This window comes from Paraglaciecola sp. G1-13, assembly GCF_055809255.1.
Genome location: NZ_CM147903.1, coordinates 2,959,028 through 2,984,588, shown reverse-complemented (window position 1 = coordinate 2,984,588; position 25,561 = coordinate 2,959,028). Strand labels below are relative to the sequence as shown.

The 25,561-nt window shown below is 45.8% G+C and carries 23 protein-coding genes and 1 other annotated feature; of the genes, 11 read left to right on the top strand and 12 right to left on the bottom strand.

Going from position 1 to position 25,561, the window contains the following annotated elements; genetic code table 11:
- Positions 1 to 7: 7 nt before the first annotated feature.
- The 5 genes from hisH to hisG all read right to left on the bottom strand — a co-directional run bounded on the left by hisH (position 8) and on the right by hisG (position 5,130).
- Positions 8 to 637: an imidazole glycerol phosphate synthase subunit HisH gene (gene hisH / locus AC0L6N_RS12550; protein ID WP_473474964.1), complete on the bottom strand. Its 630-nt coding sequence runs from the start codon at positions 635 to 637 to the stop codon at positions 8 to 10.
- Entirely contained in the window at positions 637 to 1,713 is a 1,077-nt protein-coding gene (gene hisB / locus AC0L6N_RS12545) for a bifunctional histidinol-phosphatase/imidazoleglycerol-phosphate dehydratase HisB (protein WP_473474962.1), read from the bottom strand. The genes hisH and hisB overlap by 1 nt, the downstream gene beginning before the upstream one ends.
- A gap of 1 nt (position 1,714) precedes the next feature.
- The gene (gene hisC, locus AC0L6N_RS12540) at positions 1,715 to 2,830 is read right to left on the bottom strand and encodes a histidinol-phosphate transaminase (RefSeq protein WP_473474960.1); all 1,116 of its coding nucleotides are present in this window, start codon (positions 2,828 to 2,830) and stop codon (positions 1,715 to 1,717) included.
- Positions 2,823 to 4,139, bottom strand: a complete 1,317-nt coding sequence (gene hisD, locus AC0L6N_RS12535) for a histidinol dehydrogenase (RefSeq protein WP_473474958.1) — start codon at positions 4,137 to 4,139, stop codon at positions 2,823 to 2,825. Before hisD ends, hisC begins: the two co-directional genes overlap by 8 nt.
- A gap of 91 nt (positions 4,140 to 4,230) precedes the next feature.
- Positions 4,231 to 5,130, bottom strand: a complete 900-nt coding sequence (gene hisG, locus AC0L6N_RS12530) for an ATP phosphoribosyltransferase (RefSeq protein ID WP_011575645.1) — start codon at positions 5,128 to 5,130, stop codon at positions 4,231 to 4,233.
- A gap of 80 nt (positions 5,131 to 5,210) precedes the next feature.
- Positions 5,211 to 5,324, bottom strand: a sequence feature (His leader region).
- Between the two features lie 437 nt (positions 5,325 to 5,761).
- Between hisG and AC0L6N_RS12525 the strand changes: the two genes are divergently transcribed.
- The 7 genes from AC0L6N_RS12525 to AC0L6N_RS12495 all read left to right on the top strand — a co-directional run bounded on the left by AC0L6N_RS12525 (position 5,762) and on the right by AC0L6N_RS12495 (position 11,668).
- Positions 5,762 to 6,106 carry a hypothetical protein gene (locus AC0L6N_RS12525; RefSeq protein ID WP_473474956.1) on the top strand — a complete coding sequence of 115 codons (345 nt, stop codon included), beginning with the start codon at positions 5,762 to 5,764 and terminating at the stop codon, positions 6,104 to 6,106.
- Between the two features lie 3 nt (positions 6,107 to 6,109).
- Complete coding sequence (locus tag AC0L6N_RS12520) at positions 6,110 to 6,562, top strand: hypothetical protein (RefSeq protein WP_473474954.1); 453 nt, start codon at positions 6,110 to 6,112, stop codon at positions 6,560 to 6,562.
- A gap of 285 nt (positions 6,563 to 6,847) precedes the next feature.
- A complete protein-coding gene (locus AC0L6N_RS12515; RefSeq protein ID WP_473474952.1) occupies positions 6,848 to 7,813 on the top strand; it encodes an aldo/keto reductase in 966 nt (321 codons plus the stop codon).
- Positions 7,814 to 7,822: 9 nt separating this feature from the next.
- Positions 7,823 to 8,812 (top strand): TauD/TfdA family dioxygenase, encoded by a 990-nt coding sequence (locus AC0L6N_RS12510; protein WP_473474950.1) that lies wholly within the window; start codon positions 7,823 to 7,825, stop codon positions 8,810 to 8,812.
- 81 nt (positions 8,813 to 8,893) lie between these two features.
- Positions 8,894 to 9,874, top strand: a complete 981-nt coding sequence (locus AC0L6N_RS12505) for a putative sulfate exporter family transporter (protein ID WP_033187238.1) — start codon at positions 8,894 to 8,896, stop codon at positions 9,872 to 9,874.
- Between the two features lie 22 nt (positions 9,875 to 9,896).
- On the top strand, positions 9,897 to 11,270 hold the full coding sequence (locus AC0L6N_RS12500) for a sulfite oxidase (RefSeq protein ID WP_473474948.1): 1,374 nt from the start codon (positions 9,897 to 9,899) through the stop codon (positions 11,268 to 11,270).
- A gap of 2 nt (positions 11,271 to 11,272) precedes the next feature.
- Positions 11,273 to 11,668: a hypothetical protein gene (locus tag AC0L6N_RS12495; RefSeq protein ID WP_473474946.1), complete on the top strand. Its 396-nt coding sequence runs from the start codon at positions 11,273 to 11,275 to the stop codon at positions 11,666 to 11,668.
- A gap of 78 nt (positions 11,669 to 11,746) precedes the next feature.
- On the opposite strand, the gene AC0L6N_RS12490 is transcribed toward AC0L6N_RS12495, so the two are convergent.
- Positions 11,747 to 12,466, bottom strand: coding sequence for a TetR/AcrR family transcriptional regulator (locus AC0L6N_RS12490; protein WP_473474945.1), 720 nt, complete (start codon positions 12,464 to 12,466; stop codon positions 11,747 to 11,749).
- Between the two features lie 171 nt (positions 12,467 to 12,637).
- Between AC0L6N_RS12490 and AC0L6N_RS12485 the strand changes: the two genes are divergently transcribed.
- From AC0L6N_RS12485 to AC0L6N_RS12475, 3 genes are read left to right on the top strand one after another with little or no spacing between them, the layout of a single operon-like run.
- Complete coding sequence (locus AC0L6N_RS12485; protein WP_473474943.1) at positions 12,638 to 13,711, top strand: efflux RND transporter periplasmic adaptor subunit; 1,074 nt, start codon at positions 12,638 to 12,640, stop codon at positions 13,709 to 13,711.
- Positions 13,711 to 14,766 carry an efflux RND transporter periplasmic adaptor subunit gene (locus AC0L6N_RS12480; RefSeq protein WP_473474941.1) on the top strand — a complete coding sequence of 352 codons (1,056 nt, stop codon included), beginning with the start codon at positions 13,711 to 13,713 and terminating at the stop codon, positions 14,764 to 14,766. Before AC0L6N_RS12485 ends, AC0L6N_RS12480 begins: the two co-directional genes overlap by 1 nt.
- The gene (locus tag AC0L6N_RS12475; protein WP_473474940.1) at positions 14,763 to 17,837 is read left to right on the top strand and encodes an efflux RND transporter permease subunit; all 3,075 of its coding nucleotides are present in this window, start codon (positions 14,763 to 14,765) and stop codon (positions 17,835 to 17,837) included. Before AC0L6N_RS12480 ends, AC0L6N_RS12475 begins: the two co-directional genes overlap by 4 nt.
- A gap of 108 nt (positions 17,838 to 17,945) precedes the next feature.
- Here AC0L6N_RS12475 and AC0L6N_RS12470 read toward each other — a convergent pair whose 3' ends face one another.
- Entirely contained in the window at positions 17,946 to 18,335 is a 390-nt protein-coding gene (locus AC0L6N_RS12470; protein ID WP_473474939.1) for a Cd(II)/Pb(II)-responsive transcriptional regulator, read from the bottom strand.
- Positions 18,336 to 18,401: 66 nt separating this feature from the next.
- On the opposite strand from AC0L6N_RS12470, the gene AC0L6N_RS12465 reads away from it, so the two are divergent.
- Positions 18,402 to 19,100 (top strand): cation diffusion facilitator family transporter, encoded by a 699-nt coding sequence (locus tag AC0L6N_RS12465; RefSeq protein ID WP_011575632.1) that lies wholly within the window; start codon positions 18,402 to 18,404, stop codon positions 19,098 to 19,100.
- A gap of 131 nt (positions 19,101 to 19,231) precedes the next feature.
- Here AC0L6N_RS12465 and AC0L6N_RS12460 read toward each other — a convergent pair whose 3' ends face one another.
- The 5 genes from AC0L6N_RS12460 to AC0L6N_RS12440 all read right to left on the bottom strand — a co-directional run bounded on the left by AC0L6N_RS12460 (position 19,232) and on the right by AC0L6N_RS12440 (position 25,544).
- Positions 19,232 to 19,573 (bottom strand): hypothetical protein, encoded by a 342-nt coding sequence (locus AC0L6N_RS12460; RefSeq protein WP_011575631.1) that lies wholly within the window; start codon positions 19,571 to 19,573, stop codon positions 19,232 to 19,234.
- A gap of 307 nt (positions 19,574 to 19,880) precedes the next feature.
- Positions 19,881 to 22,277, bottom strand: coding sequence for a TonB-dependent receptor (locus AC0L6N_RS12455; RefSeq protein ID WP_011575630.1), 2,397 nt, complete (start codon positions 22,275 to 22,277; stop codon positions 19,881 to 19,883).
- 385 nt (positions 22,278 to 22,662) lie between these two features.
- The gene (locus tag AC0L6N_RS12450; RefSeq protein WP_473474936.1) at positions 22,663 to 23,703 is read right to left on the bottom strand and encodes a TRAP transporter substrate-binding protein; all 1,041 of its coding nucleotides are present in this window, start codon (positions 23,701 to 23,703) and stop codon (positions 22,663 to 22,665) included.
- A gap of 1 nt (position 23,704) precedes the next feature.
- Positions 23,705 to 24,991 (bottom strand): TRAP transporter large permease, encoded by a 1,287-nt coding sequence (locus AC0L6N_RS12445; RefSeq protein ID WP_011575628.1) that lies wholly within the window; start codon positions 24,989 to 24,991, stop codon positions 23,705 to 23,707.
- A gap of 1 nt (position 24,992) precedes the next feature.
- A complete protein-coding gene (locus AC0L6N_RS12440) occupies positions 24,993 to 25,544 on the bottom strand; it encodes a TRAP transporter small permease (protein WP_473474934.1) in 552 nt (183 codons plus the stop codon).
- Positions 25,545 to 25,561 lie beyond the last annotated feature (17 nt).

Here is a 25,561-nt window from a genome sequence, read left to right as displayed (position 1 = left end):
ATTTGGTTTATAACTCGATAAAGTTTTTAAGAAGGGCGGCGCCCGCATCACTAGAACGTTCAGGGTGAAATTGCACCCCGAAAAAATTGTCTTTGTGCAGCGCAGCTGAAAACCCCATGCCGTAGTCGGTTTGCGCGAGGGTATATTCACTCACAGCAACGGCAAAGCTATGTACAAAGTAGAAGTAACTGCCAGCATCGATGCCTTTGAATAAGGTGTTTTGCTCAACAGGGTTCACGGTGTTCCAGCCCATATGCGGTAAACGTAAATCACCCACCTGCATGCGTTTTACCTCACCGGGGATCATACCTAAACATGGGGTGCTATCCACTAGGCTTTCTTCAGAGCGTTCAACCATGAGTTGCATGCCTAGGCAAATGCCTAATACCGGTTGCGTTAGGCCCTGAATACAGGATTTTAGCTGTTTAACCTCAATGCTGGCCATAGCGGCGTTGGCACTGCCTACGCCGGGCAAAAACACTTTATCGGCTTTTTGAATGACCTGAACATCATCAGACACATCCACTTTTACCCCTAAGCGTTCAACGGCAAATTTTACCGATGAAATATTTGCGCAACCGGTGTTCACAATAACAATGTTCTGTTTGCTGTTAACTAAAGGTGCTGACGTACTCACTATAACGTTCCTTTACTGCTGGGTAGTGCTTCACCGTTTTTTTGAATCGCTTGGCGTAGTGCACGGCCAAACACTTTAAATAAGCTCTCGACTTGGTGATGAGCATTGCCTTCAGAGGTCGACAAATGCAGCGACAAGCCCATGGCTTGTGCAATTGAATAGAAGAAATGCGGCACCATTTCGGTCGCCATTTCGCCCACTGTGTCTCGGCTAAACTCGGCTTCAAATTTGAGGTGAGGGCGGTTTGATATGTCTAAAATACACTCGGCGCGACACTCATCCATCGGCAATGCAAAGCCAAAGCGACCGATACCACGCTTATCACCTAAGGCTTTTTTCAATGCTTCACCAAGGGCTAGGGCGGTGTCTTCAACACTGTGGTGATCATCAATGTGCAAATCGCCGTCCACCCGTAGGTTAAGCTCAAAGCCACCGTGAGTAGCGATTTGATCAAGCATATGATCGAAAAAGCCAATGCCAGTTTCTATTGTCGATTTGGCCTGTGAGTCTAAATCGACTTTAACATGAATGTCTGTTTCTGAGGTTTTACGCACCACTTCAGCAATGCGGCTTGATGCCAATAATTGCTTGGCAATCGCAGGCCAGTCTTTTGCGTCACGATCGTAGCGAATACCAACAATACCCATGTTCTGGGCTAATTGGATGTCGGTCTCACGATCCCCAATGACAAACGAGCGCGTGAAATCAATTTTGCCTTGTTGAAGATAGTCTTTAACCAAACCTAAATTTGGTTTGCGGCAAGTACAATTATCTTCAGGAAAATGCGGGCATATCAATACGTCATCAAAGACAATCCCTTGGCTGGCGAAAATATCCATCATTTTATTGTGCGGCAAGTCGAAATCCGCTTGAGGGAAGCTATCAGTACCCAAGCCATCTTGGTTTGACACCATGACCAAGCGAAATCCTGCATTTTGTAGTTGGGTTAACACCGGCATCACCATTGGTTCAAAAACCAGTTTTGCTAAGGTGTCTAACTGCTTATCGATAGGTGGCTCTTCAACCAAGGTACCGTCACGGTCGATGAATAAAATGGCTTGCTGACTTAGGCTCACGTTAGGCCTCCTGCGTAGAAGTTTGAAAGGTGAAAAAACGACTGATCTCGCTCAGCAATTGTTTATTCTGTTCTGGGCTGCCCACGGTGATGCGCAAGCAATTATCCAGGTTAACTTGTTTCGATTGGTCACGTATTAGGATACCGCTGACAACCAAGTGATTCATCAATGCAGACTTTTGGGGTGTGCGAAAAAGAATAAAGTTGGCTTTGTCGTCACCGACCAGCTCAACGTCTGCAAATTTAGCCAGCGCGCTTTTAAGCAGGGCTTTTTCTTGATTGATCACGGCAACTTGTTGGTCGAGTGTCACCAACCCTTCGCTACTAAGCGCTTGAGCGGCAATTTGCGCCACAGGCTCTGGAATCGGGTAGGGCGCAATGACCTTCATTAATGCTTGTATAATAGGCGCTTGGGCCAAAGTGAAACCGCAACGCAAACCGGCTAAAGCGAAGGCTTTGGACAGGGTGCGTAAAATAGCGATATTTGGGTAATTGCTTAGCTCTGCTGCCCAGCTGTTGTTTTTATCAAACTCGATATAGGCTTCATCAATGACCACGATGGCGCTGTCGGCAAAGTGTTCAATCACCTCTAGTAGCTGGTTCTTGTCAACACTGGTGCCGGTGGGGTTATTTGGCGAGCAAATAAATACCAGATTCACTTTGCCTTTAAAGGCCTTGATGGCATCAACGTTTAATGAAAAGTCATCATTTAACCCTGCGCGTTCAATACCCACATCACAGGTTTCTGCACTGATGGCATACATGCCGTAGGTCGGCGGGCAAATAAGCACGCTGTCTTTGCCTGGTGTACAAAAAGCGCGAATGAGTAATTCAATGCCTTCGTCCGCACCTCGGCTAACCAGTAACTGCTCGGGCTGAACACCGGCGTAGGCGGCGTAGGCATCAATAACCGCTGGGGGCTGGCAATCAGGGTAGCGATTAAAACGCTCGGCATCGATAGTAAAATCATTGGCGAACGGCGATTCGTTCGCGTTTAGCCAGACTTGCTGTTTATTACCTGCACCTGAGAACAAGCGCCGCGCTGACTCATATGGCTTTAATCCTTTAATGTTGTCGTTTAACAGCAAGTCGATAAGATTATTCACGGGCTCAGCCATTATCTTGCTCCTGTTGATTTGCCAGGGTCTCTAAACGTAAGGCAACGGCTTGCTTGTGGGCATCTAGGCCTTCAGCTTGGGCTAAATCCATGATGGCACTGCCAATGTTTTGCAGGCCACTGGCGCTTAGCTCTTGTACCGTGTAACGGCGAATAAAGTCAGCTAAGCCTAAGCTTGAATAATTACGTGCATAGCCATAGGTGGGTAGCACGTGATTGGTGCCACTGGCGTAATCACCAGCTGATTCCGGCGACCATTGGCCAACGAAAATTGAGCCTGCATTTTTTAGCTTAGGCAAACAGGCGCGCGGGTTTTCAACTTGCACAATCAAATGCTCAGGTGCGTATTGGTTGCTAACATCAATGGCGCTGTCCAATGTATCAGTGAAAATATAGCGGCTGTGAGCCATGGCTTTGCGGGCAATGTCTTGGCGGCTAAGGGTGGCAAGTTGACGTTCAACTTCTCGCTGTGTGGCGCTGAGCACGTCTTTTGAGTCACTGACCAAAATCGCCTGCGAGTCAGCCCCGTGTTCCGCTTGAGACAGTAAATCAGATGCGACGAACACAGGATTCGCCTTGCCATCGGCAATCACCAACACTTCTGATGGGCCTGCTGGCATATCAATCGCTGGGCCTGCAGGAATACGACTGACTTGCTGCTTGGCTTCGGTCACAAAACTGTTGCCTGGGCCAAAGATTTTGTCCACTTTGGTAATGGACTTAGTGCCTAAGGCAAGGGCGGCAATCGCTTGCGCTCCGCCCACTAAATACACTTCATTGATATCACATAAGCTGGCGGCGTAACGTATTTCAGCCGGCACCTCACCTTGCTTATTAGGCGGCGTACACAAGACCTTGCGTGGGCAGCCAGCGACTTGTGCGGTCGCACCTAACATCAGCACAGTAGAGATAAGCGGCGCACTGCCGCCAGGAATATACAAACCAACAGAATCTAGCGGGGCATGTTTTAATTCGCACACCACACCCGGCGCCGTTTCCACTTTTACATCACTTGGCTTTTGAGCACTGTGAAAGGCGTGAATATTGGCATATGCCGTATCAATGGCGGTTTTAACGTCATGGCTAATGTCATGCTTGGCGCGAGTCAGTTCACCCGTTGGCAAACTTAGCTCGCCCAGTTCAACGCCATCAAAGCGGCGGGTTAATTCACGTAGTGCGTTATCGCCGTTGTCGGCAACCTGCTGAATAATGTCAGCCACTGCACTGCTGAGCGCCTTGTTGTCCGCCATTGCTGGGCGGCTTAACAATGCCTGTTGTTGGCCTTTGTTTAGGCCCGACCATGTTTGCATTTTCGTTCGTCTCACTGACCAATAAAAGGTATTCGTACTGCTCGCATACTGCTTGCTAACTTGCGCAATTACACAATGGGTAACTGAACCACTAGCCCATCATTTTTTCGATTGGCATCACCAATATAGAGCTACAGCCTAGGGCTTTAAGCTTTTCCATGGTTTCCCAGAAAAGGGTTTCCGAGCTAACCACATGTACAGCCACGGTGTCTTCACTGCCTGCTAATGGCAACACTGTGGGGCTACCAGAGCCTGGCAACAAGCTTTTCACTTGCTCTAGGTAGGTTTTAGGTGCGTGCAACATGATGTATTTGCTTTCTTTGGCCTGCATAACGCCATCGATACGTGGCAAGAAGCGGCTCACAAGTTGTGCTTTGGCTTCTGGTAATTCACCACCACGTTGTATAAGTACCGCTTTTGATTGGAAGATTTCTTCCTCTTCTTGCAATCCGTTTGCTTCAAGGGTTGCGCCGGTTGATACCAAGTCACAGATTGCATCGGCTACGCCTGCTCGCGGAGCCACTTCAACTGAGCCAGTCAACATAACTGCAGACGCATTCACGTTATTTTCTTTAAAGAAACGCTCAAGTAGGAAAGGGTAAGTGGTCGCGACTTTTTTCCCTTCAAGAGATTGAACACCTTGGTAGTTAAACTCGTTTGGTACCGCAATAGATAAGCGGCATCCACCGTAATCTAGGCGGCGCAGAGTTTTGAATTCGAATTTTTTACCTGATGCCTGACGCTCAAGCATTTTTTCTTCTAGCTCGTTTTCACCGATAAAGCCCAAATCAACTACGCCGTCCATGACTAGACCAGGGATGTCGTCATCACGCACACGTAGCAAATCGATAGGTAAGTTGGTCGCGTGAGCAATTAGCAAGCGGTCACGAATTTGCAGTTTAACGCCAATGGCTTTTAATAGCGCAATGCTGTCGTCGCTTAAGCGACCTGATTTTTGAATTGCGATACGTAATCTGTTGCTGTCACTCATAAGTTGCTTGTCCTATTATCATTTGCGTTAATTCATCTTATCGATGCTCATGAATTATATATTTTTCAATGCCTTAAATGAAAAACCCCCGGAAGTTTCCTTCCGAGGGCTAGTTAATCGTTACGCCGCAGGAAGGAATCAATAGACCTTCCAGCACCAACCTGAAAGGTTATGCTATATGATGGTGATGTTTTGCTGGCGTAATTGAGATAAACATTGTAATTCTTGGGCCGTGTTTCGACTGAGGGCGCAAACATTAGCTAATTGGCTTGCTTAATGCAATAGTAAATTTCTAACTTTTTACATCAATGTATTGTAAGAGCATTGAAAGACTGTTGCAAAGGGGATTGCAACAGGTTTTGTCACGTAAAACAGGTATAAGTTACTGCTAAAAAGCATAATTTAAATAACTGGGTCTAGCATCTGTGTGGTTATTTATTAACCTAGTCGATGTACATACAAATCCGGCGGGAACCAAGCGCCACCGCTAGGCTCTAAATGTTATGCTTGGTGCGATTGATAATTGACGCAATTAATGAGCTGCTCGGTTAGTAACCAGTAAAGACAGGTACAGTGATAACAATCGCTGCTTTTATTAGCTTTTGATAGCTACGCTAAAACGGAGAGAACCATGTTGAACGACTTGCTGTTTTCTATTCTGCCTCGTGAGGGGAAGTCACCCATTGCCCGTGACGAACTCAAGGTCAAAAAGATTGATAAAAAGGGTGCTATCAAACAGATAGATGAAGAGGATGACGCTTACCGACCTGACAAAGACGACCCCAGGGAAAAGAAACGCCAGCGACGCAATGCTACGCGTAACGACCAAGATCAGCGTGATGAACAACATCAGCGTGACGCACAGCACCAACACGTCACCAAAAGCGAGGTGAAATCGCCTGAGCAGGCGCCTAAGGGGCAAGCTGCAAAAAACACAGAGTCTGATGATCCTAAATTTATTGATATAGAGGTATAACAAATGGCCACGGCAACATGTTGGCAGTGCGGCGTGCATCTGAGCAATATCATTACCCCTGTGTCTCGTCGCGAAGAGTGCAGCCAGTGTCATAGTGATATTCATGCTTGTACAATGTGTCAGCATTATGATGTCCACAATCGTACAGGCTGTAATGAAGAGCGTGCCGAGTTTATCGTGGATAAAGAGCGGGCCAACTTCTGTGAATATTATGCGTTGTCTAGCCGCGCTTTTGACGATACAAAACTCATCAAACAACGCCAGGCAAAAGCACAACTTGCAGCGCTGTTTGGTGATGAAGAGTGTGACAGTGAGCACCGCGACTATCAAGAACAAAAGCGTGATGATGCGGTCAATGTTGCGCAAAACCCCACGCAAGCGCCCTTACAATCCCCTCAGAGCGAAACACCCGCCCAAGCAGCAGAGCGCAAATTGCGAGAACTGCTGAATCAGTAGAAACGCTAGTCTTGTAGGCATAATTTCGCCTTTTTAAAGGGATTATCCAATTCATTTTCTTCGCATTTTGACCTTTCGTTTACATTTTGTTTACCGTTCAATGTTTCAAATATTCACGTAAATTCAATGTCTTAGTTGCTTGTCGCCGCTTGCGTGAGTTAATTAGTACACAACTATTTGACAAATCATAAGCAGTGCCTTAACTTATGTCTTATATAAGACATAATATTAGATTTAATTAGCGTCTATTTATTACCCGTAGCTTTTCACCTTAGGAATGAATGTATGTCACTCAGTCAGAGCAAAATGCCCAAAGTCGGATTCGGTCTTTGGAAAATCCCCCAAGATATCTGTGCCGATGCCGTTTATGAGGCCATTAAAGCAGGTTATCGCCATTTAGACAGCGCCTGTGATTACGGCAATGAAGTACAGGTAGGCGAGGGGATTAAGCGCGCCATTGATGAAGGCATCTGTACCCGTGAAGACTTATGGATCACGTCAAAATTATGGAATACGTATCATGCAAAAGAGCATGTGCAACAAGCAATCGAACGTTCTTTGTCAGACTTGCAATTAGACTATTTAGACTTGTATCTGATTCATTTCCCCATAGCTCAGCCGTTTGTCGCCTTTGATGATCGCTACCCACCTGAGTGGATCACAGACCCTAGTGCCGCTAATCCTAAGATGGAATTGGCGCCAGTACCTTTATTTGAAACATGGCACGCCATGGAGTCATTGGTTGAGAAGGGCTTAACCAAGGAAATCGGTGTATGTAACTACAACACAGGTTTGCTCAATGATTTGATGGCTTACGCTAAAATCAAGCCCGCTATGTTGCAAGTTGAGTCGCACCCATATTTGACGCAAGAACGTCTGATGAAATTGGCGAAGCAATACGACATCCAAGTGACTGCGTTCTCACCTCTTGGTGCTTTGTCATACCTTGAGCTTGATATGGCAGGGGCTGCTGAGTCTGTTCTAGAGCAAAGTGTGGTCAAAGCAGCAGCACAACGTTTAGGCAAAACCGCAGCGCAAGTAGTGCTTCGTTGGGGCGTGCAGCGCGGCAATGCAATCATTCCAAAAACCTCTAAACCTGAGCGTTTAGCGGAAAACTTAGCCATTTTTGACTTCGAACTGTCGCAGCAAGAAATGGACGATATTAACGCACTTAACAGTAATCGTCGTTTTAACGATCCCGGCCATTTCTGTGAAGAAGCATTCAATACTTTTTATCCAATCTACGATTAGGGTGTAATCATGTCAGTACCAGCGATTAATTATGTTGACGTACCGCATCAACTAAAAAGCGGTGACTCGGTTTTTCCACGTGTTGTGTTAAACGACGGATCAGTCAAGTCTCTAGATGATTGTGCAACGTGGATTGAGCAAAACAAAGCAGCACTTGAGGCTGAGCTAAAAGAGTCAGGGGCTATTTTGTTCAGAGGTTTTCCTCTTGATTCAGCGGAAACGTTTGACGAGTTTTCTAACGCCTTTGGGTACCCAAATTTCACCTACAAAGAGTCGTTGTCTAACGCTGTGCGCATTAACTTCACTGAGCGGGTATTCACCGCTAATGAAGCGCCTAAGCATGTAGAGATTTTCTTGCATCACGAAATGGCTCAAACGCCTATTTCACCGAGCAAAGTATTTTTCTTTTGTAAAACGGCTGCAGATGAAGGCGGAGCCACGCCAATTTGCCGCTCTGACCTGTTATTTGCGGCGCTAAAAGCGCAGCAACCTGTATTAGCCGCAGACTTCATCAATAAAGGCTTAAAGTACACCACGCACATGCCAAGTGAAAATGACGTTAATTCAGGCCAAGGTCGAAGCTGGAAGAGCACCCTAAGTGTTGAAAGCCAAGCGGAAGCGGAAGCCAAGCTTAAAGAGCTAGGTTATAGCTGGACGTGGACTGAAGATGGCGGTTTGCGTGCTACCACGCCAGTACTGCCTGCTGTGGTAAAACTGGATAACGGTAAAGAGGTCTTTTACAACCAGCTTATTGCTGCATTTATGGGCTGGAAAGGCGTACGGGAAAACCCTTCAAGTGCCATTACTTTTGGCGATGGCAGTGCGATCCCAGTAGAAGGACTGCAATTAGCCACAGATTTAGCCAAAGATTACACCTTTGACCTGCCTTGGCAAGACGGTGACGTTGCGTTAGTTGATAACTACATGAGTATGCACGGACGCCGTTCGTACTCAGGTGAGCGCAAGCGTGAAGTGCTTGTTGCCTTGGCGATGAATTAATATCGCTAACGCATCGCCTCGTTAATACATCTTCACAGCCCGCCTTAATTTCAGGTAGCAACACATATGGAAAAAACACATATGGAAAGAATCAAAACATTGCTACCTGGCATTATGGTGGCGACAACTGTGGGCATGGCCGCGCTATTTTTAAGCGACCATTACGGCGCGCCCGCCATGTTATTTGCCTTATTGTTAGGCATCGCCATGTCTTTTTTGCATCAAGGCACCCAATGTAAAACCGGTATCGAATTTACCGCCAGTACTATTTTGCGTATTGGTGTTGCGCTACTTGGTCTGCGTATCGCCTTTGGTGACTTAATTGCATTAGGCTGGAAAACCGGCTTGTTATTGGTCGTGGCTATTATGAGCACAATTTTGCTTGGCATCGTATTAGCAAAAGCATTCGGCTTGCAAAAACGCTTTGGCGTGCTCACTGGCGGCGCAGTAGGGATTTGCGGTGCATCAGCGGCTATGGCTATTTCTGCAGTCTTACCTGACAGCAAAGACAAAGATCGCGACACGCTATTAACGATTATTGGTGTGACTGCACTATCGACTATGGCCATGGTGGTCTATCCGATTATCGCTGGTATGTTAGGGCTTGATGAAACCGCCACCAGTATTTTTCTAGGCGGCACTATTCATGATGTCGCTCAAGTCGTGGGCGCAGGTTACTCAGTGTCAGAACAAACTGGCGTGTTAGCAACACTGACGAAACTGGTACGTGTGGCATTATTGATGCCGGTCGTTGTGTGTATTTTGCTGGTCTTGAGGATGAATTTAGACAAAACTACTCATGCTAAAGCACCTGGTATTCCATTGTTTTTAATCGGTTTTGTTATTTTAATGAGCATCAACAGCATGGTAGCCTTGCCTGAGGCATTGACCAAAATATCTACTGATATCTCACGTTTTGCATTAGTCATCGCCATCGCAGCAATTGGTATGAAGTCCAACTTAAGCCAATTACTGACGGTAGGTTTCAAACCAATTTTATTGCTAATGCTAGAAACGGCATGGATTGCTGGCTTGATATTGGTATGCCTTCCTTATCTTTAAATTTTCTTAATGAGGTGATGTCATGAAACCAACACAGACCAAGCCTGAGTCTGCTTTTTCCTCTGTCGAACATTCGTCGGCAATTTCCAATGTTTCCCATACTAACTCTGATTCAAATACAGTTTCTGCAGGTGCTTCGTCTTTTGAGGTGCACGCAACAACGCCTATTAACAATGCGCATAGCGGTCTGTCCAGACGAAAGTTTCTACTGGGACTCGGCGTCGTTACCGGCGCACAAACCTTACTTGCGCCTTTACTTCCCTCGGGCATGATATCCAGCGCGTTCGCCCAAACCAATAGCCCATCCACAATCATAGGTAAAAGTGCGGGGCTGGTGGTGCTCAATGACAGGCCAATTAATGCTGAAACCCCTGCCCATATGCTGGATGATAAAATCACCAGCGCCGAAAATATGTTCGTGCGTAACAATGGTATTCCGCCCAATGAAATTGATGTAAACAATTGGGTACTCACCATAGAGGGTGAATCTGCCAAACAACGCAAACAATATAGCCTCGAGGATCTAAAACAGAAATTTACGCATCATAGTTATCAAATAACATTAGAATGTGGCGGTAACGGGCGCGCGGAGTTCAACCCAGGTGCCAAGGGGAACCAGTGGACAACAGGGGCGGTAGCTTGCCCTAAATGGACAGGCGTACGCTTAGCGGATGTGCTCAAAGACGTTGGCATCAAAGACGATGCGGTATATATCGGTTATTACGGCAAAGACACGCACATCAGTGGTGACCCGAGCAAAGAAGCAATATCTCGCGGCGTGCCTATCGATAAAGCCCTTGAACAAGAAAACCTAATTGCTTGGGCGATGAACGATGCTGATATTCCAATTATGAACGGTCATCCACTGCGTTTAGTCATAGGAGGCTGGCCAGCATCCACCTCTGGTAAATGGCTTGAGCGTATTGTGATCCGTGACCAAGTGCATGACGGCGCGAAAATGGCGGCACCTGCTTATCGTGTCCCCTGTGAGCCGGTTGCGCCTGGCAGCAAAGTGGCCGCAGAAGACATGTGTATTATTCATGCCATGCCTGTTAAATCACTTATTACCTTTCCTAAATCAGGAGAAAGCCATAAGCAATCCCAAACCTTTGCGGTGCGCGGGCACGCATGGGCTGGGGATAAAGTGGTCAGCGAGGTGCATATCTCTGTTGACTTTGGCCAAACATGGCAACAAGCCAAGATTGAAAAACCGGTGAATCGCAATGCATGGCAACACTGGCAAAGTGAACTGAACTTTCCTGCTAAAGGCTATTTTGAGGTCTGGGCTAGGGCCACTGATAGTGATGGAATAAGCCAACCCATGATATTGCCGGGCTGGAACCCGAAAGGATATTTAAACAATGCCTGCCATCGTATTGCTGTGCAAGTGGTATAACCGTGAGCACTTTAAACAGTAGACTAAATGGGCTTAAAAGGCTGGTGCTGTTAGGCGTATGCGCGCTGGCAAGTGGATTAACTAGTGCAGCTGATGTAACACCTTCAGCCAGCAAGAACGGCGAAATAGACCCTAGTTCAGGTTTTATCATCAAGCCCGGCTTTGAAATGGTGCGGGCCCATTGTACCGCTTGTCATTCGGCCAAATTGGTGACGCAAAATCACATGAGCCGTGAACGCTGGTTGAGTACTATTCGCTGGATGCAGAAAACCCAAAACCTTTGGCCTTTGCCCCAAGAGGAAAAAATACTCGATTATTTGAGTGCTAACTATGGCGAGCGATCCATGGGGCGACGAGCGCCATTGCCACAGCACTTAATTCCGAAAAAGGTGAAATAGCCTAGTGTAAGTACAAACGAGTTAGCCTAGCCATTGCTAGGCTTTTTTATGCCTGACCTACGTTAGCTCGATAAAAATCTATTCCTCTGGCGTTACCGAGCAAGGTAATTCATAAACCAACTCTTTTACACTGTTCGGGATGCTGCGATAGCCATTATCGATCTTTAACCTTGCAGCCATGGTCTGTTCGAACAACATAAAATGTCGCAGTAAGCAGGTGTCGAGATCGTCTGTTTCGTCAGACCAAGTTTCCTTTAGAAACGGCGTTAGGGATGCTGCGGCATGGGAATACATTACAATCTGCCACTTTAAATCCCACATGCGAATATGTGCCTCAGGGAAAGCGGTATTGTGAGCGCTTACCAGCCCTTCCACAAAACTTTCAATATCGTCGCTACTGCCAATGAAGTAGTCGAGCAGGGCATCTTCTTGGCGCACGGCATCCGCCATTAACTGAACAGGACGTTTAAATACCAACATATATGCCAGCATACGCTTAGCAAATTCGAACAGCTGCACGTTAGCCGGGACTGTTTTAGACATATTTTGGTAGACCACAGCCATATACCGAACAATAAATTCATGCAGTTCGTCACTGATTGCGTGCCAGATCTCTTCTTTGCTGCCGAAATGATGGCGTATCAGACTATGAGACACCCCGGCTTTATCACTGATGTTTCGCAAAGAAACACGCTCAAATCCGAGCTCACAGAACAATTCAGCCGCGGCTTCTAATATGTCTGATTTGGTTTGCTCTGCATCTTCGGCGCTTCTACGCCCTTGCTTTTTTACGTTCATTTTTACTCTTTCACCCTTTTGCTGGCGGTGTTGTAACAGATATTTACGCTGTTTAAAATTTTTAATGTACCGGTAGGTCAATAAATATTGATTTTAGCAATAAATTAAATATACTGCACGACTGTATAGTATTTTGCTATACGACTGGGCAATAAAGATGAGATAAGTGAAATGCTAAGTAGAAATGTCAGTCGCGTATTAGGCTCGCTAGGAGTTATCTTGCTGGTCAGTGTCGGCGTAACTGGGTGCAACAATGTTAACTCTCAAGAAGTGAGCCGTGTTATTAAGCCAGTAAAGTTGACTATGGTGCCAGACCTTAGCCGTCAGCATGTTGACAGCTTTATCGGTAAACTGGATGCCACAGAGCGTGCGGTGTTGTCATTCAACGTAGCCGGTGAAATTGCATCGGTCATGCCACGCATGGGCAAGCAGGTCAAAAAAGGCGAGTTACTGGCAGCGTTAGACCCAACGGATTACCAACTCGCTTTGGACACTCGCCAAGCAGAGTTTGATTTGGCTGAAACACAGTATTTAAGAGCCAAAGCATTGATCAAAGACACCCTTATTAGTAAAGACGTATTCGATCAAACAGAAACCAATTACAAGGTGGCTAAGGCTCAGCTCGCCCAAGCTAAGACAGACTTAACCTACACTAAAATTATTGCGCCATTTGATGGCACAGTATCAATAACTAACGCCGAATCTCATCAGGTGGTGGCGGCTAATCAACCAGTGATGAAAGTACTAAACAACACCGTGATGGATGTGGTCTTTACCGTTCCCGTCAGTTTTGTTTCAAACTATGGCGTGCAGGCGATTAGCCAATCGAGCGTATGGGTGACGATGGACTCAGCCCGAGAACAGCAAATACCCGCTCAATTTAAAGAAATTTCCACCCAGCCAAATACTGATACCAATTCTTACACTGCGCGCGTGACGGTGCGCCGCCCTGCTGATGTGACCTTGTTGTCAGGCATGAGTGGCCAAGTACATGTGGCTAACCCAGAAAATAAACGTCAATTCACTTTGCCCAGAACTGCGTGGATCAGCAAAGAAGATGGCAAAGGTCACGTTTGGAAATTCGAGCCAAATGAAAAACGTGTGATGAAAACAGCCGTGCTATTAGATGACAATGGTTTTATTCATAGCGGGTTGCAACAAGGTGATCTTGTGGTTGAAACCGGCATTCACGGTCTTGAAGAGGGTCAGCTTGTTAAGCCGTGGGTAGAAGAGGACGGAATTTGATGAATTGTAAAAAATGTAGTTTGGTTTTTATGGGCGCGATCATGCTGCAAGCGTGTTCGCCGAATATAGAGCACCGCAGCAAACCGCCTCTTATTTTAGATACCATTACTGTACCCGCACCTATTGAAACCCAATTTCGTGCATTCAATGGTCAGGTTATTGCCCCTGAGCTCACACCGCTATCGTTTCGTCTAGAAGGCGAAATTCTAGATGTATTGGTACAAGAAGGGGATGAGGTCAAAAAAGGTCAAGTATTGGCGATTTTGGATGACAGTAAACGCAAAGAAACGTTGAATGATGCTCAAGCAAAACTTGATTTAGTTGCACGTCAATTAGCACGGGGTAAGGAGCTAAGAGAGAGGGAAATGCTATCTTCCTCGGAACTCGACGAGCTCAAGGCAAACTACAAACTTGCACTAGCGAATGCCAAACTGGCCGAAGTACAACTTGGCTACACCCGCATCAAAGCCCCAGTTGATGGCATTATCTCGCAAGTATCAAAACAAGATTTTGAGCGTACAGCCGCGGGCGAAACGGTCGTCAGTATCTATCAGAGCAAAGATGTATACGTTGAAATTTCGGTGTCTGACACCGTATTGACGCGCTTGAAACCATTATTGAGCGTACCAAATTATCGGCCTGTCGCGCATTTCAATGGCTACGAAGGGAATTACCCACTCGATTACCTTGAGCACACCAGTGAGCTAAACCCTGAATCTCAGACCTATCAATTTTGGCTACGTATGCCTCAAGTTACCCCTAAAATTTTACCCGGTACTAACGTGCGCGTCAGTGTTGACATGATCAAAGCGCAGATGTCGATGCTACATGGCTATGCCTTACCAGTGACCGCGCTTGACGCAGCTAGCGAGCGTGGGCAATTCAAAGTATGGAAAATTCAAGACGGGGCAGTAACAGCATTCCCGGTTGAAGTTAGTCAGGTTAAATCCAACGGTGTAATTGTTACCAGCGGTGTGCGTGAGGGTGATGTGATTGCCAACTCGAATTTAAGAAAATTAAGACAGGGTATGACGATCCCAGGAGCCGTAAAGTGAATATCGCCGAATACTCGATTAAACACAAAGTCATTAGCTGGCTGTTTCTGACAATTTTAACCTTAGGCGGCTTGTCAGCCTTCTACGGCTTAGGCCGTTTGGAAGACCCTGCATTCACGCTAAAAGACGCCTTGATTATTGCGACTTACCCTGGTGCGACACCGCAAGAAGTCGAAGAGGAGCTGACCTATCCACTAGAGCGTGAAATTCGCCAATTACCCTATATCGATACTATTACCTCGATTTCTTCTGCTGGTATGTCTCAACTCAAAGTCAGTATGAAGTCCATATATGGCCCCGAAAGTCTGCCGCAAATTTGGGATGAAATGCGTCGTAAGATAAACGATGTTCAGCCAACGCTTCCCGCAGGCGTGAGCTCTTTGCAGATCCTTGATGATTTTGGTGACGTGTTCGGCATTATGATCATGATCACCGGCGACGGATACGACGCAGTTGAACTTAAGCGCTACGCGGATCAACTGCGACGGGAATTAGAGTTGGTGCAAGGCGTTGGTAAGGTGGCAATCTCTGGCGATCAAACCGAGCAACTTTTTGTCGAATTGTCTTTAGAGCGTTTAGCGTCACTGAACTTAGACATGAGCACGGTCACTGGTTTACTTAATCAGCAAAATAGCGTGCAGCAATCTGGCCAAATCATGGTCAATGGTCAGTCGCTTATCATCCGCCCTAGTGGCACATTAAGTTCAGTAGAAGAGCTTGAAAACCTCATTATTCATGGCCGAGACACAGGTAACCTTATTCGTTTGAAAGATGTGGCGAAAGTGTCACGGGGCATTGCCGAGCGCCCAAATAATGTGGTGACGTTCAATGGTAGCCAAGCAATAAGCTTAGGAATTTCATTTTCCCCAGGGGTAAATGTGGTTGAAATCGGTAAACATATTGAGCAAGAGTTTGAAGCATTGCAAAGTATTAAACCGGCCGGAGTGGAGCTAGATTATTTCTATAATCAAGCGATAGAGGTTGATAAATCCGTCAGTGATTTTGTGATAAGTCTGGCACAGGCGGTAGGTATTGTGATTGTCGTCCTCTTGTTTGCCATGGGCCTGCGCAGCGGGATCATAATCGGTACCGTGTTGCTGTTAACGGTTTTTGGTACGTTCATGCTTATGAACTACAACGAGATTGAGCTACATCGTATCTCTCTTGGTGCATTGATTATTGCCCTGGGCATGCTGGTGGATAACGCCATCGTCGTTGTTGAAGGTATATTGGTAGGGCTCAAAAAAGGTCGTACCCGATTGCAAGCTTCAAAGGATATCGTCACGCAAACACAGTGGCCTTTGCTTGGGGCTACCGTTATCGCTATAGCTGCATTTGCGCCCATTGGGTTGTCAAAAGATGCCACCGGTGAGTTTATGGGATCGCTGTTTTGGGTATTGTGTTATTCGCTATTTTTAAGCTGGATAACCGCGCTGACCCTAACGCCATTTTTAGCCAATCTACTGCTTAAAGAAAAGCCACAAAGTACCGATGGCAGTCAGAATGACGACGAAGAAGACGATGCTTACAAAGGGGCATTGTTTGTTGTTTTTGGCTCGATGCTGAGATTTGCCCTGCGTTTTCGTTGGGCCACGGTCGCATCTATGGTCGTTTTATTAGTGGTGGCTGTGATTGGTTTTGGCAACGTGAAGCAATCGTTCTTTCCTGCTTCTAGCACGCCTATGTTTCATGTTGATGTGTGGATGCCACAAGGGACTGATATTCAGCAAACGATTAAACAGAGCGCTGAGGTAGAAGCGTATTTGGGGTCTTTGGAGCATGTTGATTTTGTTGCCTCCACTGTAGGCCAAGGTATGCAGCGCTTTATGTTGACCTATCAGCCTGAGCAAAGTTACGCGGCGTTTGCGCAAATGACCGTGCGCGTTGACACCCGGGAAAACATGTTTTTACTACTAGATGGTTTGGAAGCTGACTTGAATAAAAACTTTGCGCATCCCACCTTTCGCCTAAGGGTTATGGAATTTGGTCCCACTCCAGGGTCGAAGATTGAAGCAAGGATCACAGGCTCAGATCCAGACATATTACGTTCGCTTGCCGTACAAATAGAGGATGAGTTTAATGCCGATCCTGGTGCGCGAAATATTCGTCATGACTGGCGCGAACGTACCAAAGAGCTGGTGCCTCAGTTTAATGAATCAAAAGCACGGCGGTTGGGCATTTCTAAGCAAGACTTATCAAGTACTTTGCAAATGGCATTTGGTGGTAACACCATAGGTATTATTCGTGATGGTACGCATATGTTGCCTGTGATCACACGCTTACCGGAAGAAGAGAGGGTGGATTTTGAATCTTTAGAGAATCTAAATATTTGGAGCCCTACCTTGCAAACATACATACCCATCGAGCAAATTATTGATGGTGTAAAAATGGAGTGGATCGATCCGCTTATTTTACGCCGAGATAGGAAGCGTACCTTAACCGTTATGGCTGATCACGACGTGTTAGGGGATGAAACCGCAGCGTCTTTGTTTGCCCGTCTACGCCCTAAGGTTGAGGAAATAACATTACCTGAAGGCTATGAGTTATCGTGGGGAGGAGAGTACGAGTCCACCAATGATGCTCAAGCGGCGATGTTTTCGTCTTTACCTTTGGGGGCATTGGTGATGTTTATCATTACTGTCTTTTTGTTTAATTCAGTGCGTAAACCGCTGGTCATTTGGTTTACCGTGCCTTTGGCTATCATAGGCGTGTCTATGGGGTTACTGGCCACAGGTTTACCCTTTAGCTTTACTGCCTTGCTTGGCTTACTTAGCCTGAGCGGGATGATTTTGAAAAATGGCATTGTATTGATGGACCAGATAAACATAGAACTTGCCACAGGCAAGGATGCGTATAAGGCGGTGGTGGACAGTGCACTTAGTCGTGTACGACCCGTCAGTATGGCCGCCATGACGACCATTTTAGGCATGGTGCCACTGATGTTTGATCCTTTCTTTGGCTCTATGGCAATTACTATTATGGCGGGTCTGGGCTTTGCGACGGTATTAACCCTTATTGTGGTGCCAGTGTTATTTTCTATATTTTATAAAGTGAAACCCGGTACCGCGTAAATTCATGAGGAAATTTTTTTCACGGCGTTAATAACATCACTTAGCAGCCTGACTAGGCACATTAGGCCCTGCATTTGTAGGGCTTTTTTTTTCTGCGTACAGCGCACCCTAGTTGGCATGTAAGTGATTTAAAATATCGCAGTTCTTTATCTGGCTGTGTTGACAGCTGTCGGCTAATGCTTGCAGGTTTTTTTCCAGTTGTTGCAATTCATATTGGGCAACGCGGATTTGCTCTAATTGCTGGGCAATTAATGCGTCTACCTCTGCACAGGGGGCATTGCCATCACTTTGCACAGCCACCAATCTTTTTATGTCAGCCAGAGGCATGCGCAACTCTTTGCAGCGACGAATAAAATTCAGTGAAGACACATCAGTTTGCTGATAGTAGCGGTAGCCGTTTTCCCCACGTTTTGCCTCGGGTAGCAGCCCAATGTCTTCATAATAGCGGATTGTTTTGGCGCTGACGTTCGTGACTTGCGCTAATTGTTTAATTTGCATGGTTGACCTTCCTGTTACTGGAACCCTTATTCTACGCTTACTAATACGCAATTCAATGGGAGTCATATGAGTGAATGTTGTGGTGTGAACGCCCAAGACAAAGAACAACGAACGTTGCTATGGACTGTACTAGGTCTCAATGGTGCTATGTTCTTCGTAGAATTTATTGCCGGTTGGGTAGGGCAATCAAGTGGCTTAATGGCAGACTCGTTAGACATGTTAGCGGATGCCATGGTGTACATGGTTGGGCTTTACGCTGTAGGTAAGGCCATTGAGTACAAAGCAAAAGCGGCACTGTTCAACGGCAGCCTGCAGCTGGTGTTAGCTGGCTTGATTTTATTTGATGTCATCAGGCGCTTGATATACGGCAGTGCGCCACAAAGCAATATCATGTTGTGGATTTCGCTGTTAGCCTTAGCCGTAAATTTATTTTGCTTCGTGTTACTTTCTCGCTACCGAACGGGTGACATTAACATGCGTGCTAGTTGGATATGCTCGCGCAACGATATGATAGCCAATGTGGGTGTGATTGTGTCTGCTGGGCTGGTGGTGTGGTTAGATTCGTCAATCCCGGATTTAGTCATAGGGACCATCATTGCCCTAGTGATTGTTCAATCTTCATGGAAGATTGTCGCTGAGGCGAGGGGTTTGATAGCCGCAGCGCCGCAAGATCATCATTGTTCGCTGAAATCTGATGAGATGGTAAACAAGCAAGAGACTAAAGACCAAGCGCCGAGTAAGCCTAAGTCTTCCTGTTGTCACTAGTAAGCAGCGTAGAATGACTAGCGCTAGTCAGCAGTAATAACTTCACAGATGCAGTATCAAAAAAACAGCAATAAAAAAGCGACGGTAAGTTCGTCGCTTTCATTCGCTTTTAGGATAAAAACCTTAATATATTAATCGTGATTTGCGCGAATATGGCCCTGACTCGAGTCAGTCCAATGACCTTCAGACAGTGACAATATAACAGCATCCACTTCATTAAGAAGCTCAACTGATTCAGCGGTAAAACAACCACCTATCACCACCAAGCTTTGATCTTCAAGCTCACCTAGTTTGGTCAGTGCTTTTTGTACTAAACTGCTTTTCACCATGTTTTTACGATCGTGGGGGAAAGTGATTAACGTGCAAGAGTCTTCAAGATGTGACTCACAACCTAAGGCTAACTTTCGGTATTCGGTTGGTACGCGTTCTTTTACTAAGTAAGATTCTAAATGCTTTTGAATGTGAAATTTCATAATTAACTAATAGATTATCAATAAAAAGTAACAATATGGCTCGCCATATCAATTTACGTGTTATGCACCCACAGATTAAACCGCGAGTAAAACACAGCTTAAAGCTAACTACTTGAATTTTATCGGCTAATGGCTCATCTACATAATAAGTAAAAAACCGATTATAAATAAACTTACCCCAGTGGCAAATGGAATAAAAGGATTGTTTTAAATTTGTGCGTTTTTCTTGATCGCGGACATAAAAAAGGGCGCCACTAAGGCGCCCTAAACACACACTAACTCTCAGGGAAAGGTTAGACGTTTACGGTTAGAAATTTGCACGTAATTGAACACCGAAATAACGGTCTGCATCACGTGGAATTTGATAACGGAAGTTATCGCCACTGTAAGTAGTGACAAAGCTCTTATCAGTTAAGTTTTTACCGATTAAGCTGATGCGATATGCATCGTCGTCAAATGAGAACGCCAAGCTTGCGTTTAAGATGCCGTAATCTGGCAACAAGTCTACTGCTGTGGCGGTGCCTCCTGGGGCACCTGCGTACATTTCGTCGGTGTATACATATGAGCTGTTGAGGATAACGTTCATGTTATCAAGCTCCCATAAGTATTCGCCTGTCACTGAGTACTTAAGGTCAGGTGAGAAAGGTAAGTCAGCACCAGAGCGACCAGTACAATTTGCATCAGTCACTGGGCATTTGAACTCATCCACTTCAGCGTCAACTTTAGACAAGCCGCCGGTTAGCGTGAAGTCGTCTGTTACCTGCCACATCAAATCAAACTCGATACCTTGAGTAATCACCGAGCCCGCGTTTGTTAAACGGGTAATGGTGACACCATCAAGTAATTCAGAGTTATTCGCTTGGAAACCATCGATGTTAGTTCTGAAAATAGCCGCGTTGAAAATTAAATCGTTGCTTGCGTATTTATAACCTAGCTCGAAAGCATCAGATGTTTCTTTATCAATGGGCAGTGCATCAGCATCGGCCATGTTGTAGAACACGTTAAACGCTGGGCCTTTATAACCTTGCGAGAAAGTGAAATATGCCATACTGCTGTCAGTTAAGTCGTACTGCACACCAATTTTACCTGATACATTCGTTTCGTCAGTTTCACCTTGATAGTTGGTTTCAAAGCTACGTACGCCCACACCTGTGCGCTTGTATTCATCGTTACTGCGACGGTCGTGTGAGTAACTCACCTCATCATCTGTATAACGAATACCGAACAATAAACGTAAGTCGTCATTAATGTGATATTTACCGTCAGCGAACAGTGCCCAGTTATCGAATTGAGTGCGCATAAAGGCAGTAGCACTGACGATGTCGTTAGCATTGCAGCTTAAATTTTCATCGGCGATAAATTGATTAATCTGTGCTTCAGACGGGTCAGCTACGCCAAGGCTTTCGGTCAGGTATGTGCCAATGGCCGCTGGGAATTGACCACCGTTATTTTGACAGCTGGCGTCACGGGTAAAGTTACGCTCAGATTTTTGTGTCCACCAGAATGCACCTAATTGATAGTCAAAATCACCGCCAACAGGAGAGGCTATACGAAACTCTTGAGAGGTTTGTTTCCAGTTTTGTACACCCGTATCGTGAAGCTGAAATCCAACGCCACCGTCCGGCACGCTACCAAAGTTAACAGGCAAAGGAATAGAGCCCGTGGTTGAGGTGAAATCACCTTCGCGAAACTCGGTGTTATCCCAGCTACGGTGAGCTGTGATTGAAGTAAATTCGTGATCGCCAATCATTTTATCTACTTGCACTGAGAAACCAGTGGTTTCATCTATGGTGCGAGTTTCAAAGTCATGGTCAATTTTACGTTGCTCTAAATCGAGGTCGCCATTGCCTGTGCTGTCAGGGGCCGCGTCAGAGGAAACATAACGGTTGCTTGGTGCAAGTTCTAAATCTGCACAGCAATTGTCATTCGATTTTACGTTTTCAAAAATGAACAGGATGTCGGTATCGTTAGCGGCGGTAATGTCTAACATACCGCGGATACCTTCCTTGTCGTAGCCGTTGGTTGTTTCGTTGTTATACACATTGTCGATGTAGCCGTCGAACTGTGATTTAAGTACCGTCAAACTACCGTTAACGTTATCGCTCAATGCACCTGTTACACTGGTTTTCAAACGGTATTCGTTGTCCTGAAATAAAGTCACTTCGGCCGTGCCGCCAAATTCATCAGAAGGGCGCTTGGTGGTAATGTTAACCACACCAGCTGACGCATTTTTTCCAAATAAAGTGCCTTGAGGGCCGCGTAGTACTTCGATACGTTGTAAGTCATATAAATCAACGAATGCCTGCCCAGAACGGCCTAGCACCACACCATCAACCACGGTAGATACACTTGGCTCTGCCGCCACACTGAATGAAATAGTACCGATACCACGTACTGTGATTGCCGAGTTACGGTTGGTGTTACCTTTACGAAAGCTAACTGAAGGCACCAAAGCTTGTAAGCCTTCAATGTTTGCAGAGAACGCCGAGTTAATTTGATCTTCACGTAACACTGATACAGCAACAGGCACTTCGTTGAGGTTTTCTACGCGTTTTTGCGACGTAACAGTGATCTTTTCCATTAGGCCTTTATCTTCTGCCGGCACAGCTTCTTGTGCGTTGGCGGCGAAGCCGATTGTCATGCACGTACCGATAGCGAGTGCGCGCGTGATACCTGAGTGTAGTGTGCTAGGTCTTAGTAACATGGTGTTCTCCACGATATTGTTTTAGGGGCAAGTCCAATGTTCATTTGCAACGTGTCCAGGTTGCAGAATGTCAGTGTGTTCGTAGTTGGCTTACCGTTCTTCATTTAATATTTCATTTCATCAACAGCATGAAATGCTCATTGTGCTGACGCATAGGGCATCTTGTGTCAAACATTAGATGTCTTATATAAGACAAAAGATAGACAAAATTTAACCATAAAGTTAACTAATTGCAATCTTTTTGTTAAATCTATTTTGTTGGTTGAGGGGCTTTGAAGAATAAGCTTTTAGCCCAATAAAAATGGGCTATATAAGTATTATCAGGAAGGTTTTTTCGTCTTACTTATAGTGGCTATAAATACAATTGATACATTTTCGTAACAGGTTAGCTAGCGTTTGTAGCACATTGCGCCACAGAGGTTTCCAGCAACGTGAGCCAATCATCGCCGTAATTATCTTTAAACCACTGACGCATATTTTTTGAAGCATCTTTGAAAGCTTGTTTTTCGCTTGGAGACGGGCGATAAACCGTACCACCTGCTTTTTCAAACAACGTGTATGAGTTGGCTTCTTGATTAAATACCAAATCATTTGCTGCTTTTTGCTGGCGTATAAAACCTTGTTCTATAATGCCTTGAATATCTTTAGGTAATGATTGCCAAACGGGCTCAGAGAACCACCATAACGCCGCCATATACGAATGCCCATCCAGCACTATGTATTTTAAATGCTCTTCTAATTTAGCCCCAATAATATCTTGAATACCGTTTTTACTGCCCTCTACCACGCCTGTTGCCAGTGCAGTGTAGAGCTCAGCCCATGAAACCGGCGTCGGGTTTGCGCCCAGTTGCCGCACAAGCTCTTGCTGTATTTTAGCCGGCGTAGTGCGTATTTTTTGTCCGATTAAATCTCTTGGATGATGAATGGCTTTGCTGGTGGTAGCGAAATTACGCCAGCCGCCAGTGTTGGTCACACCCATTAGGCGAATTTGCAGGTTTCGGTCTAAAACGGTGCTGCGCATCTTGCTTAAAATAGGCCCGTCGAGTACGCACTGGGCTTGCTTGTCGTTATCAAAAACATAGGGTAAATCGAGTACTTGAGCAGGCGCGAAAAAATTTCCTGTGCCGCCTGCCGTGGTAGGAAACATTTCGAGCACGCCTTTTTGTAAGTTACCAATACACTCAGGCACGCCACCACAAAACTGGCCCGAGGAATAAAGCTGAACTTGTACTCGGCCTTCACTTGCTTGTTCTACGTATTCTTTAAACGCCAGTAAGCCCACATAATCTTCATCTTGAGTCGATGCTTGAATAGACGCCTTGATGATAAATTCAGCGCGATCAGAATTGGCGTTAATAATACCCACCATACTGGCCACCGCAATGACGGCATAAACAGTAAGAAGCACAATGCGTTTTGTATTCATATCAAGCAAACCCAAACAGACGAGGTAAGGTCATAGTGACCGCAGGGAAATAGGTAATAATAAAAATCACCAAGGCTTCAACTGCTAAAAATGGCAGCATTTCGTAGGCAATATTTTCGGTTTTTTCGCCGGATACGGACGCAGCCACAAATAGCACCAAGCCCATAGGGGGGGTTGCTAAGCCAACCGTTAAGTTCACGCACATGATCACCGCAAAATGTAGAGGGTCGATGCCTAGCGAGATAAAAATAGGCGCTAGCACAGGGCCGAGGATCAAGATTGCTGGGCCTGCATCTAGAAACATTCCGATGGCGAATAAGAATAAGTTAATGATCAGCAGCAACAACAATACGTTGTCGGTTATGCCGACGATTTGTTCGGCTAACATATCAGCCATACCGGACACGGTAATGATCCAAGCGAAGGTTACCGCCGAGCCGACCAGTAATAAAATTGTTCCTGATTGCACGGCAGCGTTAACGAGTATGTGCGGTAGCTTGTGGAATTTAAGGGTGTTGGTCACAAATAAGGTAACGATCAGTGCATAACCCGCTGCTGCTGCGGCTGCTTCTGTTGGGGTGAATACACCTAATACGATCCCGCCAAGTAAAATAACGGGAGTAAGTAAGGGTAAAAAAGACGATTTAAGGGCACTGCCACGCTCGTACCAAGTCGCTTTTTGATTTGCTACTGGGTAGTTACGTTTTTTGGCAATTCGGCTGGTGACTATCATCAAACCAGCACAAATTAACAGGCCCGGGGTAATGCCTGCTAAGAACATGCCCGCCACAGATACGTTCATGATAAATGCGTACAAGATCATGATCCCTGAAGGGGGAATAATCGGACCGATAACAGAAGAAGCGGCCGTCACTGCAGCGGCAAAGCGTCTGCTGTAGCCGTTTTCTTCCATAGCGGGGATGAGCATTTTACCTAACGCAGAGGTGTCGGCGACCGCTGAGCCTGATAGCCCTGCGAAAAGCACTGACGATAAAATATTAACTTGTGCTAAGCCGCCTCTGTAATGCCCTATTAAGGTTTGGCTAAAGCGCACAATAGACTGGGTGATCCCGCCTTGATTCATCAGCTCACCAGCTAAGATGAAAAACGGTACCGCCATCAAAGGGAACGAATTCATCCCTGAGTACAAACGGGTTAACAATGCTGAGAAAAACACTTCGTTACCGTCAAGCATTAAACTGACACCAGGACCAATTAACAAGGCAAACACCACTGGCGTGCCAGCAGTGAGCAATAGAATGAAAACCCAAAAATAACTGATAGACATATTATTCTACTTCCATGGGGGGAATCGTTTGCGCAGTGAGATAAGCACGAGCAAAGAGTTGTTTGATCAGGTTTTCGATACCCACTAAAAACAGGGCCGCAAACATTAACGGTGCGCAGGCATAAAAGTAAGCAAGCTTGACGGGCATGGACGAGGCATATATTTCAAAACCACCTTGGAAAAATGCAACGCTTTGTTTGAAAAACACTGCGCTTATCATAATCACTAAGAGGGTGATTATAACTTCTGACATTCTGCGTAAGCCTTTGGGAAGGGCGTCGGCAAACATCTCGATAGACACGTTTAAATTTTCACGATAAGCCCAAGGGGCAACTAAACACGTGACCCATACCATCAAGTATTTCGCGAGCTCTTCGGTCCATGCTAGGGAATCGTTTAACACATAACGGTAGAACACCTGAGCTAAAATCATCAGCAACATAGCGCTTAACAGCACGCCTGCAATATTTTTGCCAAGGGTGCTGATGGCATAATTGACCTTACCTAGCGGGCGATTAATGGCTAAAAACCCGCGACTGACAGCATTTTGCATGAAGTGTTCTCCGACTG